A 13,208-nucleotide genomic window follows, 5' to 3' on the forward strand; every position below is an offset into this window, starting at 1 on the left:
GTCAGCATAATCTGTGATCACTGAACGATCTTGCGCGGGCTCGCCGTGTGTTCTTTCGCCACCGCGCTGGAACTGTCGATTTCCTGAAGCAAAACGTCATAGCCCCAGAGATCGGCGAGATGCTGCAGGACGAGCTTCGTGTCATTTTCCTGAAGATAGCAACCATTCATCATGATGTGTTGTAGCAGCAGCCGGCGGTCGCCGGCGAGATCGACATCGACGATATCGATGGCAGGATCGGTCCAGCCGATATCATATTCGCGGGAGAGCTGGCGGCGGATGCGCAAATATCCGCGCTCATTGTGGATCGCCGAAACCAGCACCCCCTCGGTTTGATCAGGATCGTCGTAGAGATGGAACAGCCGCAACTGCCGGATCAGGTTCGGGCTCAGGAACTGGCTGATAAAACTCTCGTCCCGGTAATTGGCCCAGATGTCGCGCAGGACGGCCATCGCATCGCCTCGCCCAGCAATATCGGGAAACCATGCGCGGTCCTCATCCGTCGGCTTCGTGACGATCCGCTCGATATCCTGCATCATCGCAAAACCAAGCGCATAGGGGTTGAAGCCCGAGAACCGCCGATCGTCGTAGCTCGGCTGGAACACGACGTTGGCGTGCGACTTCAGGAATTCGAGGAAGTTTCCGTCGCTGATCTGCCCTCGCTCGTGAAGCCGGTTCATGATCTGGTAGTGGACGAAGGTGGCAGTTCCCTCGTTCATCACTTTGGTCTGCCGCTGAGGATGGAAATATTGTGCGACATGGCGGACGATGCGAAGGATCTCGCGCTGCCACGGCTGCAGCCGCGGCGCCGACTTTTCCAGAAAGTATAGGATGTTGTCCTGAGGGAGACCGAGGGCGGCGCGGCGCTTTTCCAGGCCGACGTCGCCGGCCTTTCGGGCCTTGCCGACGGGAACCGTGCGCCACAGATCGTTGAACATCTGCTCTTCATGGGCGCGGCGCTCCTGTTGCCGCTTCTCCTCCTGGCGAAGGTCGATGGTGGTCTTGCCCGCGTATCGATGCACCCCATGCGACATCAGTGCATGCGCCGCATCGAGTGTCCGCTCGACGGCCGTCTCGCCGTAACGTTCCTCACAGCGGGTGATATAACCCTTGGCGAAATCGAGGTAATCGAGGATCCCCTCCGCATCGGTCCAGAGCTTGAAGAGATAGTTGTTCTTGAAGAAATGGTTGTGGCCGAAGGCCGCATGCGCGGTGACGAGCGTCTGCATCGTCGCCGTGTTCTCCTCCATCAGGTAGGAGATGCAGGGAGAGCTGTTGATGACGATCTCATAGGCAAGGTCGCGCATCCCGCGGCGGTAGAAAGCTTCGTGATGCGCGAAGTGCTTGCCGAAAGACCAGTGGCGGTAAAAGAGCGGCATGCCGGTCGAGGAATAGGCATCAAGCATCTGCTCCGAGGTGATGACTTCGATCTGGTTCGGATAGACGTCGAGGCCGAGTTCGTTAAGCGCGATCTCCTCGCAGGCGTCATGGATGCGCTGGAGCGTTGCGAAATCCCAGTCAGCCCCCTCGAACAACAGCCGCTCTCTTGGCCTCATCGTCGTGGTCATGGCGTCACCCTCGACTGTGCGTCACGTTTTTGGAAGAGATCGTGGAAAACAGGGAATATTTCGCTTCGCCGGCAGACCTTGCGCATCGAAAGCGGCAACTCGGAACGGATCCCGTCATAAAGCATCCAAAGCGGTGAACGGGATACCGAGGAGTCGCCGCCTTCTTCGCCGACCTCGATATAGGCGAAATACTGGCAGAGCGGCAAAATCTCGTGCAGCAGCTGTCCGGTCAGGTTTCCGTCCGAATGGGCGTTGTCGCCGTCCGAAGCCTGGGCGCCGTAGATATTCCACTCTGCCGGATCGAAACGCGCCGCGATGATCCCGCGCATTGCCGCTAGCGCACTGGATACCAGCGTGCCGCCCGTCGCCGGACCATAGAAGAAGGTTTCCTCATCGACCTCCTCCGCCTTGTCTGTGTGACGGATGAAGACGATCTCCACTTTCTTGTAGCGCTTCGACAGGAAAAGATAGAGCAGCAGGTAGAACCGCTTCGCCAGATCCTTCATGTGTTCCGACATGGAGCCCGAGACGTCCATCAGGCAGAACATCACCGCCTTCGCCACAGGCTTCGGCTCGTTTTCGAAGCGGCGATATCGCACGTCGAGCGGATCGATATAGGGGATGCGCCGACTTTTTTCCGTCAGGGACTTGAGTTTTGCCTCAAGCGCCAGGCGGCTCTCGTCGTCCTCGCATTCCTCGATCTGCCGCTGCAGGGCTTCGATCTCTTCGCGGCGCGGACGGTGAAGCGCGACGCGGCGCATCATCGCGAGCCTCGTCGTGCGACCGACGGCGATGTTGGACGGCGATCCCGACACGGAATAGCCGGCCCGCGATGGAGTTTCCTCCTCGGTTTCGGCCAGACGCCGTTTGGCAAGGTCGGGCAGTTCCAGGTCGTCCAGAAACACATCGAGGAATTCTTCGCGCGTCAGCACGAAGCGGAAGCCATCCTCACCATCGCCCTCACCCGCATCCTTGGGTTTTCCGCCCCTGCTCCCCGGCGGGCGCGGAAGAATGTCGCCTTCGACGAAGGCCCTGTTTCCAGGCAGGATATGATCGCGGATGCCGCCGTCGCCCCTTCTCAAGTTCGGCTCGGCCATTCCATCGATCGGCAGGCTGATTTCCCCGCCGTCGAGCACATCGCGAATGTTCCGGTTTTGCAGAGAACGCTTTACCGCCTGCTGCACAGCGCCTTTCATGCGCCGAAGAAACCGTTGCCGATTTTCCAGACTTTTACCGCGCGGATTTAGCCGACGGTCGACAATGTGCATATTGGCTCCACATTAACTTGCCTGTTTGACGCGCATGTACCATTCGACGAGGCGCCGAACCTGCCTCTCCGTGTAACCCCGCGCGGCCATGCGCGAGACGAATTCGCTGTGCTTCTTTTCCGTTTCGGAATCCTTCTTCGATCCGAAGGAAATGACCGGCAAAAGATCTTCGACCTGCGAGAACATTCGCTTTTCGATGACTTCCCGGATTTTCTCGTAGCTCGTCCATGACGGATTCTTTCCGCCGTTGGCTGCCCGCGATCTCAAGCAGAACTTGACGATTTCGTTGCGGAAATCCTTCGGATTGGCAATTCCCGCCGGCTTTTCGATTTTCGTCAGTTCCTGGTTGAGGAGCTCGCGATCGAGTAGCTGGCCGGTATCGGGATCCTTGAAGTCCACGTCTTCGATCCAGGCATCGGCATAGTCGACGTAGCGGTCGAACAGATTCTGTCCGTAATCCGCATAGGACTCAAGATAGGCCTTCTGGATTTCATTTCCAATGAACTCTGCGTAACGCGGCGCAAGATCGGCCTTGATGAATTCCAGATATCGCTTCTCGACATCGTCGGAAAACTGCTCGCGGCGGATCGACTGCTCCAGCACATACATCAGATGAACTGGATCGGCGCCAATATCCGTGGTGTCGTGATTGAAAGTGGAGGCGAGCACCTTGAAGGCGAAGCGGGTCGATATGCCGTCCATGCCCTCGTCGATGCCGGCGGCATCCCGATATTCCTGGACACTGCGGGCGCGCGGATCCGTCTCCTTCAGGCTTTCGCCGTCATAGGTGCGCATCTTCGAGAAGTATGTCGAATTCTCATGCTTGCGCAGACGCGACAGCACGGAGAAGCGGGCCAGCATTTCGAGCGTCGCCGGAGCGCATGGTGTATCCGCGAGTTCCGATCCCTCGATCAGCTTCTCGTAGATCTTCTGCTCTTCCGTCACGCGCAGGCAATAGGGCACCTTGATCACGCAAATACGGTCAATGAAGGCTTCGTTGTTCTTGTTGGCCTTGAAGGTTTGCCATTCCGCTTCGTTCGAATGCGCAAGGACGATGCCGGTGAAGGGTATGGCGCCGATGTTCTCGGAGCCGATATAGTTCCCCTCCTGCGTCGCCGTCAGCAGCGGATGCAGCATCTTGATCGGCGCCTTGAACATCTCGACGAACTCGAGCACGCCCTGATTGGCGCGATTGAGGCCGCCAGAATAGCTGTAGGCATCGGGATCGTTTTGGGAATAAGTCTCCAGCTTGCGGATATCGACCTTGCCGACCAGCGACGAGATATCCTGATTGTTCTCGTCTCCAGGCTCGGTCTTGGCGATCGCAATTTGGCGCAACCGCGAAGGCTGTACTCTGACGACACGGAAGCGGGAAATATCGCCCCCAAAATCATCGAGCCGCTTCAGGCACCAAGGGCTCATCAGTCCGCTTAGGCGTCGCAGGGGAATGCCGTATTGCTCCTGCAGGAGCGATCCCATCGTGTCCGGGTCGAAGAGGTTGAGCGGACTTTCGAAAACGGGGCTGATCTCGTCACCCGCCTTCAGCACGTAGATCGGATGAAGCTCCATCAGCAGCTTCAGCCGCTCAGCCAGAGATGACTTGCCGCCGCCGACCGGGCCGAGCAGATAGAGGATCTGTTTGCGCTCCTCGAGCCCCTGCGCCGCGTGCCGGAAGAATGAAACGATTCGTTCGATTGTCTCTTCCATGCCGTGGAAGCCGACAAAGGCCGGATAAATCCGGATGGTCCGGTTCATGAATATCCGACCGAGGCGCGTGTCCCTGGCGGTGTCGACCATCTGCGGTTCGCCTATCGCGGCGAGCAGGCGCTCGGTCGCATTGGCATAGGCAAGCGGTTCTTTTTTACAAAGGTCGAGATAATCCGAGATCGACATATCGGTCTCGCGACGCGCATCATAACTGCGGGTGAACGCATCAAATACGGATTCGCTCAGCATGGGCCCTCCATTCAAGGTTAATGCCACAGGCTTCAGGTGTCCTTATAACCATCGAGATGGCCATGACGTTCCTGAGAATCAATAGTTTCGTCGGTTATTCCACGCTCACCGGCCGTTTCTAGCAATGCACGAAATTGTGCATCCACCGGTTCTTTAATTACTCTACGAAACTGTTGGTCAGTATAGTGGAGAAAGACGCCATCGCGGTATCAGCACATTTCACGACGTGACAGAAAGATGAAAAAGGTGTGCAATGTCGCCCGTGATTCGAGGTCTCGAAAATCAGCGGTCGGCAGGCGGAGAGCCAGCTTCGATCGGTGAATATCGATGTGCGACGGGCCATATGACGTTCGAAAACTTGGGATATTCTTAGAGAAATGGGCGCATGACGATCATGCGCTGGATATTGCGATCATCTCTCCGCAGGCCTCTCAGCCGTTGAACGCATCCTCGAGCGCGGCGACATCGATCTTGACCATGCCGAGCATCACTTCGGTCACGCGCCTGGCCCGCTCACGGTCGCTGTCGGCGATCATCTCCGAGAGCACACGCGGCACGATCTGCCAGGAAAGGCCCCAGCGGTCCTTCAGCCAGCCGCAGGCCTCCGGCGTGCCGCCATTGCCTAAGAAAGCATCCCATATCCGATCGATCTCGGCCTGGCTTTCCACGAGAATCGCGATCGAGAAGGAATGGTTGAAACTATCGAGCGGGCCGGCCTTCATGGCCAGGAAGGCCTGGTCAGCGAGCGTGAACTCGATCAGCTCGACGCTGCCGGGAGGCCCGCTCGGCGTTTCCGCCGGCAATATGGTGGTGCGGCCCATCCTGGAGTCCGGGATGACAGACACGTAGAATTCGACGGCTTCGCGGGCTTCCTCGGCGAACCAGAGATTTGAAACGATCTTCGGCATGAAACGGCCTCCTTGTTGACGGGTGTTGATCCGGACTGCTGTCCGATGACCCAAGGACGCCTCACCGGCGCCTGATCCGACAGGCCGCGATTGGTATTTTCAGCCCCGCCCGCCCGCATCGCGGCTACAGCCGGGCTCGGCGGCGGCATTACCGCCCGCAACATACCGCCTGGAATAGCGCCGGCTCGGGAATGAAAGCAGAACATCTTTTCTGGTCTTTCCTTCCCGAATCACTACATTACGCGCCATGAGCAATAGTTTCGACGATATGCCCTTCTTCGACGAAGAGCCGGGCGAGATGGCGCGCAAGCCGCAGCCGCCTGCCGCACCCGCCGAACGGGCGCCCGCCGCCGGTGGCGGCATCGCCGCCCGCGCCATGGCGGCTCGCGACGGCGGCAAGCGACCGGATTATCTCGCCGGGTTGAACCCCGAGCAGACCGAAGCCGTCGAAACGCTTGAAGGCTCCGTCCTCGTGCTCGCCGGCGCCGGCACCGGCAAGACGCGCGTACTGACGACCCGCATCGCCCATATCCTCAACACCGGCCGCGCCTTCCCCTCGCAGATCCTCGCCGTCACCTTCACCAATAAGGCCGCCCGCGAGATGAAGGAGCGCATCGCGCTGCTCGTCGGCGGCGCCGTCGAAGGCATGCCGTGGCTCGGCACCTTCCATTCGATCGGCGTCAAACTTCTGCGCCGCCACGGCGAGCTTGTCGGCCTGCGCTCCGATTTCACCATTCTCGACACCGACGACGTCGTCCGCCTCATCAAGCAGCTCATTCAGGCCGAAGGTCTCGACGACAAGCGCTGGCCAGCCAAGCAGTTCGCCGGCATGGTCGATACCTGGAAGAACAAGGGCCTCGGCCCCGCCGACATCCCCGAGGGTGATGCCCGCGCCTTTGCCAACGGCCGTGGCCGCGATCTCTATTTTGCCTATCAGGCGCGCCTGACGACGCTGAACGCCTGCGACTTCGGCGACCTGCTGATGCATCCGATCGCGATCTTCCGCAAAAACCCGGATCTCCTGAAGGAATATCACGGCCGCTTCCGCTATATCCTCGTCGACGAGTACCAGGATACCAACACGGCCCAGTACATGTGGCTCAGGCTTCTCGCTCAGCGCCCTAAGGGCGAGCTGCAGAACGTCTGCTGCGTTGGCGACGACGATCAGTCGATCTATGGCTGGCGCGGCGCCGAGGTCGACAATATCCTGCGTTTCGAGAAGGATTTCCCCGGCGCCAAGGTCATCAAGCTCGAGCGCAACTATCGTTCGACCGAACATATCCTCGGGGCCGCCGCCCATCTGATCGCCCATAATGAAGGTCGCCTCGGCAAGACGCTGTTCACCGACCGCTCCGATCCGGACGACGCCAAGGTGCAGGTCCACGCCTCCTGGGACTCGGAGGAGGAAGCCCGCGCCATCGGCGAGGAGATCGAGCAACTCCAGCGGGGCAAGCATCTCTTGAACGACATGGCGATCCTCGTGCGCGCCTCCTTCCAGATGCGCGAATTCGAAGACCGCTTCGTCACCCTCGGCCTCAACTATCGCGTTATCGGCGGCCCGCGCTTCTACGAGCGCCTCGAGATCCGCGATGCCATGGCCTATTTCCGCCTCGTTGCGCAGTCGGCCGACGACCTCGCTTTCGAGCGCATCGTCAACACACCGAAGCGCGGCCTCGGCGATACGACGGTGCGCGCGCTGCACGACTATGCCCGTGCCCGCGATATCCCGATGCTTGCGGCAGCCGCCGACATCATCGAGACAGACGAGCTGAAGCCGAAGGCGCGAAAGGCGCTCTTCGACGTAATTCAATCTTTCCGCCGATGGCAGGAACTGCTTGAAAACACGCCGCATACCGAACTTGCCGAGCAGATTCTCGAAGAGTCCGGCTATACCGACATGTGGAAGAACGACAAGAGCGCCGAAGCACCCGGCCGCCTCGAAAACCTCAAGGAACTGATCCGCTCGATGGAAAGCTTCGAGTCGATGCGCGGCTTCCTCGAACACGTCTCCCTGGTGATGGATGCCGAAACCAACGAGAACCTCGATGCCGTCTCGATCATGACGCTGCACTCGGCCAAGGGTCTCGAATTCGACACCGTCTTCCTTCCCGGCTGGGAGGAAGGACTCTTCCCGCACCAGCGCTCGCTGGATGAGAGCGGCCGCGCCGGCCTGGAGGAGGAACGCCGCCTCGCCTATGTCGGCATCACCCGCGCCAAGCACCGCTGCCACATCTGGTTCGTCTCCAACCGCCGCATCCACGGCCTCTGGCAATCGACCCTGCCCTCGCGTTTCCTCGATGAACTGCCGGAAACCCATGTCGAGGTCGCCGAAATGGAGCAAAGCTACGGCGGGTACGGCCGCGGCGGCTACGGCCAGTCCCGCTTCGACAAGGCCGAACCCTTCACCAATTCCTATTCCACGCCCGGCTGGAAACGCGCCCAGGCCAACAAGACCGACGCCACACGCGACAATTGGGGCACCCGCTCCGGCCACGCCGTCGAACGCATAGGTTACGGCGAAAGCGGCCCGAAGGGGCGCACGATCGAAGGTGAGCTGGTGGCGAAATCGACATCGTCGGAACCGTCGAGATTCACCCCCGGCGATCGCGTGTTCCACCTGAAATTCGGCAACGGCAACATCACCGGCATCGAGGGCAACAAGCTGACGATTGAGTTCGACCGGGCCGGACAGAAGCGGGTCTTGGACGGGTTCGTCGAGCGCGTCTGACCTCGCGTCAGTATGACGCGAAGTTTACCCGAGCATCCGCATCCTTCCGAGCCCGAGAACATCGTTGATCAGGGCAATGCCCATTCCCGCCGCGACGATTCCCAATCCGATCAGAAAGAGCCGGCGAGACCGGTCATATTTGGCGGCAAACAGGGAGTCCCGCGCCAGCAGATCGGCAAAGACTTTCACCTGGACGGCGATGCCCACGGTCAGGAACAGCATCGGCAGAATATCGATGCTGGTCCAGTCATTAGGATTGGAAACCCAGACACTGATGAAATTGAGCGAGAAACCAAGGATGATCCCGGCCGCCGTCAGCGACCCGTTGCGAAACGTCGCGTCGATCTTTTCGTCGAGATCCGGCTCTGGCATGGCTTCGCTTCCGTCTTGCTTCTAAGGGTAAGAAAGGCAGAAATCATCACCCGGAGCAAGGTCGACCTGAAGTCGCCCCTCGCGGAAAGCAGACGAAATGCCGCAGCCGCGCAAACCCGAACACTCCGCCCATAGCTCCTCCACGTGCTCCATTACGGCAATTTCGGGCCAACACCGGCATGGATTTAATCGCGCCCAGACAAACCGACCGCCAAAAAAAGCCAATAAATCCAATGAAAAACTTTGGTAACCGAAAAGGTTAACGTGCGTTGCCTCACATCGTCAATCGCACTTCCGCCCTGTCAAAACGTCGCTTTGACGCCTTTCGCAAATCAGCTTAGCCCAGAGGCTGCCCGCCCATGAAAGGCGGGCTTCACGACGAACTTTTCAAAGGAGGTTCCAGTGACCAGTGTTTCATCTCTCGGCAGCACCTTAACTCAATATCAGTCTCCGCTTTCCAGTCTGGACAAGAATGGCGACGGCGTCATTTCGGCGGACGAGTTGGCCGCCGCCTCGCAGTCCTCGACTTCGGCCACGGCGTCGACCGACAGCGACGACAGCAGCACCGATATCGTCAAGAAGATTACCGCCGACATCCTGTCGCTGATGCTGTCCATGCAGAAGACCGACGGCAGTGACGATCAGGGCGACGGCGGCGATCAGAGCGAGGGCGCTTCCAAGGGTGTCTTCGCCGCAATGGATACGAATGGCGACGGCAAGTTGACCGAGTCTGAATTTCTTGCCGCCGATCCGAACAGCATCAAGACTTCAGGCGACAGCGATCCGCTCCTGACCAAAGTGCTGAGCGACATGCAGACGGCCCTTCAGGCCTACCGCAATACCTACGGCGCTTCCGCCGCAGCAGGTGATTCTGCAGCCGACAACGTGGCGGCGGCCTAGCCGGGAGATCCGGGCTCTGCCGGGGGAGCCTCGATCCATCGATGCCGCACAAAAGCGTCCTACGCGGCAATTGCCGCCGTCGCGGGCTGTGTCCGCGATGCGGAAATCATGCACGCGCCTTCCCCTCCGTTCGATTTCAACACGAGAACCGCCGCCAGCTATCGTAATGATTGCATTAGAGCATTCTGTTTCGACGACTTACTACCGCTAGTGCCAGATTTAACACTTGCGCGTCCGCGTCTGGAAATCCACTAGTTGATCCATTCAGTGTGCTTGGCGTCTTACACTGCAATAAAGCGAAGGGATTGGCCTTGATGAAAGCGCTGCTGCTCGTCGATATTCAGAACGGCTTCTGTCCGGGCGGCAATCTGCCGGTGCCGGAGGGCGACAAGGTGGTTCCCGTCGCAAACAGACTGATCGACAGCGGCAAATACGATCTGATCGTCGCCTCGCAGGACTGGCATCCGCCGGGCCACGGCAGCTTCGCCTCCGCCCATCCCGGTGCCGCCCCCTTCGAGATGGGAGAACTGTCGGGCAAGCCGCAGATGATGTGGCCCGACCACTGCATGCAGGGTACGCTCGATGCCGAACTGCACCCCGAGCTCAAATCCGAAGAGATCGACCTGATTCAGCAGAAGGGCGAGGATCCTGATATCGACAGCTATTCGGCCTTCCGCGACAATGACCGCGATGCCTCGACCGGCCTTTCCGATTTCCTTGAGGATCAGGGCGTCACCGACCTCGACGTCTGCGGGCTGGCGACCGACTATTGCGTCAAGTTCTCCGCGCTCGACGCGCTGGAGATGATGCCGGGTGTCCGCGTCCGCTTCATCGAGGATGCAAGCCGCGGCATCACGCCCGAAGGCGTCGCCGCCGCCATCGAGGAGATGCGGGCGCATGGCATCGCGATCGTCGACAGCACCAAGATCCTGGCCGGCTAGTTCAGCTCGGATACCGCCCGAAAAAACCGCGTCGGATGTCGGATCGGGGCAAGCCAATCCGTCCTTGGCTCTGAACACACCAACAATGGGAGTCGAGAGATGAGAAAGCTTGTTGCTGCAGCCTTCGTCAGTTTGGACGGTGTCATGCAGGCGCCGGGCGGGCCGCGGGAGGATCCGACCGGCGGCTTCACGCAGGGCGGCTGGACCGTTAACTATTGGGACGAGCCGATGGGCCAGTTCATGGGCGGGATCTTTACCGATCCCTTCGAACTGGTGCTCGGCCGCAAGACCTACGAAATCTTCGCCGCGCACTGGCCCTTCGTAGGGAAAGACGATCCGATTGGCAAGGTCTTCAACGCCGTGACCAAATATGTCGCGACCACTTCCACGCAGCCGCTCACCTGGGCAAATTCCGTCGCTCTGCGCGGCGATGCAGCTGCCGAAATCGCCCGGTTGAAGCAGCAGGATGGCCCCGCCCTCCTGACACAGGGCAGCAGCGGCCTGTTGCAGACCCTATTGGCGCATGACCTGATCGACGAGCTCCGGCTTCTGACTTTCCCGCTCGTGCTTGGCCCGGGCAAACGCCTGTTCGGTCAAGGCGCCAAGCCGGAGGCGCTGAAGCTCACCGCCAACACGATATCGACGACGGGCGTGATCATGAGCGTCTACGAGCGTGCCGGCGCAATCAAGACAGGCACATTCGAGCTGGCGCAGCCCTCGGAGGCTGAGATCGAACGCCGGGAGCGAATGAAGCGCGAAGGCTGAACGCGCCTCCACGGTTGCGGGGCCGCGAGCGCCGTCCCGTCCCGCTTATAGGCTCCTGCCCTTCTTCTTCTGGTCGCGCTCCAGTCGCGGCACCACTCCCGAAGGTATTGCCGCCGCGATCGGCGAGATGCCGGCGCATGGCATCACAATGATCAAATGCGTGGGCGTGTTGTGCGAATAAGCTGCTGGCTGGCATCTTATTTCAGCACGTAGACGTCGAACGTCTCATCGCTTCCGGCAACCGTGCCGAAGCGCTTGATGAGGTTTGTCGCGCTCTGGAATGCAGAAATGTCTTCCGGCGTCAGAGACAATCGCCAAACGTAGCTTTCACGCAGGGAGACGGGCGCAGTAATCTGATCAAGCCGCTGCGAAAGAAGAATGACGACCGGCACATGTTCACTCTGCTGCAATCGATGTGCCGTTTGCAGAATATCGGCAAGGCTGAGCGAAAGCCGGGCGTTGCGGGTATATCGCACGATGGCGCCGAACCGCTCCTCCCGCAGAAGATAGGTGCGGTTGGGGACGTAATAGGGCAAGGCTTCCACCAGGTAGTCGGGATCCGCCATAATGACCGCATCCTTGAGATCGGGGCGCGATTGAATGAACGCACCGAGATCCTTGCTTCGGCTCAGGGGTATTTCGGCGATGAAGGCCTGATTGATCTTTTCGATACCGGACACGACCTGTAGCGCCAGCAATATCAGGAAGCAGAGACGTCCGAACTTTACGAAGCCGCCGGCAGCCTCGATGCCGGCAGCGCGCGTCCGCTCGCGCTGAGTATGTGTGGTCAAGGCGGTGATCGCGATCATGAAAACCAGCCAGAGCGCCTGATGTCTGTATCCACCGGGATAGACAAGCGTAAAAAGCAGCGAAAGCCCTACGAGAATCAGTCCGGCTGCGATCATCGCCGGCCGCCGGTGCGCCAGCGCCAGCAGGCTGCCATAGATGAGCACGGACATCAACGCTGCGAAAATCCGGGAGGCCAGCGGATATGCCACGACCAGTTCAAGGACGCTGTTGGGATAGAATTCCATAAAATGGGAACTGGGCGCGGCGAGTGCACCAAGGGCAAGCAAAGCGAAATTCTTGCCACTGAGATCGTTCTGCCCCGTATCGTTGAAGGTCGGATAGACTGTTACGAAACATAGAACAATTCCAACCGCGGCAATGGCAGCGGCTGTCGCAAAGGCCCGATATTCTGTCACAGCAGGCCTTGGCCGCGCCAGAATTAAGTCGAAAAACCAATAGGCGAGGAAGCCGCCGACGAGGACGACCGAATGGACGTTGGTATTTGCCTGCAAGGCAAACAATAGGCCGAGCAATAGCCCGTTGCGTGTTCCTTTCTCCCAACTCAGGACGATAAGGAAAATCACCAGCATGCTGATGCCGTAATTTCGCGACATCGCGGCATAATCGTAAACCGAAAAGCTGCTGAACAGCGACAGCAGCATGATGGAAAGCGGCAGTTTCAGCCTGAAAACAAGAAGATAGGCCGCGGTCGCTGCAATCGTCAGTGCGACGATCTTTAGGACGACAGGTGAGCCGACCAGAACATAGGCGGCGCGCAGCAGGATATACCAGAGAGCAGGATGACCCTCGCCATGCATCTGGCGAAGCATATCGATGAAATTATCCCCCTGGAGGGCGAGTGACAAAGCACGAACTTCGTCACGCCAGACCGTTTCGAACCAGCAAAGCGCAGACGCCAACGCAAGCCAGACCATAAAGATCAACGCCTTGCCAAGCTTGGCGGATCGAGGTTCATCGATAGCAGAGACAATCACGGCCAAATAACACGCAAC

General features: G+C 59.4%; 10 protein-coding genes. 4 read left to right on the top strand and 6 right to left on the bottom strand.

Features of this window, described 5'->3' with window-relative positions:
- Positions 1 to 17: 17 nt before the first annotated feature.
- The 4 genes from AC2444_RS14255 to AC2444_RS14270 all read right to left on the bottom strand — a co-directional run bounded on the left by AC2444_RS14255 (position 18) and on the right by AC2444_RS14270 (position 5,700).
- The gene (locus AC2444_RS14255) at positions 18 to 1,568 is read right to left on the bottom strand and encodes a SpoVR family protein (protein ID WP_012758253.1); all 1,551 of its coding nucleotides are present in this window, start codon (positions 1,566 to 1,568) and stop codon (positions 18 to 20) included.
- On the bottom strand, positions 1,565 to 2,836 hold the full coding sequence (locus AC2444_RS14260; protein WP_012758254.1) for a YeaH/YhbH family protein: 1,272 nt from the start codon (positions 2,834 to 2,836) through the stop codon (positions 1,565 to 1,567). The genes AC2444_RS14255 and AC2444_RS14260 overlap by 4 nt, the downstream gene beginning before the upstream one ends.
- A gap of 12 nt (positions 2,837 to 2,848) precedes the next feature.
- The gene (locus AC2444_RS14265) at positions 2,849 to 4,792 is read right to left on the bottom strand and encodes a PrkA family serine protein kinase (protein ID WP_012758255.1); all 1,944 of its coding nucleotides are present in this window, start codon (positions 4,790 to 4,792) and stop codon (positions 2,849 to 2,851) included.
- Between the two features lie 431 nt (positions 4,793 to 5,223).
- The gene (locus AC2444_RS14270) at positions 5,224 to 5,700 is read right to left on the bottom strand and encodes a VOC family protein (RefSeq protein WP_012758256.1); all 477 of its coding nucleotides are present in this window, start codon (positions 5,698 to 5,700) and stop codon (positions 5,224 to 5,226) included.
- A gap of 247 nt (positions 5,701 to 5,947) precedes the next feature.
- On the opposite strand from AC2444_RS14270, the gene AC2444_RS14275 reads away from it, so the two are divergent.
- The gene (locus AC2444_RS14275; protein ID WP_012758257.1) at positions 5,948 to 8,428 is read left to right on the top strand and encodes an ATP-dependent helicase; all 2,481 of its coding nucleotides are present in this window, start codon (positions 5,948 to 5,950) and stop codon (positions 8,426 to 8,428) included.
- Positions 8,429 to 8,452: 24 nt separating this feature from the next.
- Here AC2444_RS14275 and AC2444_RS14280 read toward each other — a convergent pair whose 3' ends face one another.
- Positions 8,453 to 8,800, bottom strand: coding sequence for a hypothetical protein (locus AC2444_RS14280; RefSeq protein WP_128448868.1), 348 nt, complete (start codon positions 8,798 to 8,800; stop codon positions 8,453 to 8,455).
- Between the two features lie 402 nt (positions 8,801 to 9,202).
- Between AC2444_RS14280 and AC2444_RS14285 the strand changes: the two genes are divergently transcribed.
- From AC2444_RS14285 to AC2444_RS14295, 3 genes are all read left to right on the top strand, one after another.
- The gene (locus tag AC2444_RS14285; RefSeq protein ID WP_012758259.1) at positions 9,203 to 9,700 is read left to right on the top strand and encodes an EF-hand domain-containing protein; all 498 of its coding nucleotides are present in this window, start codon (positions 9,203 to 9,205) and stop codon (positions 9,698 to 9,700) included.
- Positions 9,701 to 10,014: 314 nt separating this feature from the next.
- On the top strand, positions 10,015 to 10,641 hold the full coding sequence (gene pncA / locus AC2444_RS14290) for a bifunctional nicotinamidase/pyrazinamidase (RefSeq protein ID WP_012758260.1): 627 nt from the start codon (positions 10,015 to 10,017) through the stop codon (positions 10,639 to 10,641).
- A gap of 99 nt (positions 10,642 to 10,740) precedes the next feature.
- The gene (locus AC2444_RS14295; protein WP_012758261.1) at positions 10,741 to 11,406 is read left to right on the top strand and encodes a dihydrofolate reductase family protein; all 666 of its coding nucleotides are present in this window, start codon (positions 10,741 to 10,743) and stop codon (positions 11,404 to 11,406) included.
- A gap of 197 nt (positions 11,407 to 11,603) precedes the next feature.
- Here AC2444_RS14295 and AC2444_RS14300 read toward each other — a convergent pair whose 3' ends face one another.
- Positions 11,604 to 13,196: a hypothetical protein gene (locus AC2444_RS14300; protein ID WP_041935556.1), complete on the bottom strand. Its 1,593-nt coding sequence runs from the start codon at positions 13,194 to 13,196 to the stop codon at positions 11,604 to 11,606.
- Between the last annotated feature and the right edge of the window lie 12 nt (positions 13,197 to 13,208).

It is taken from the genome of Rhizobium sp. WSM1328 (assembly GCF_057653715.1).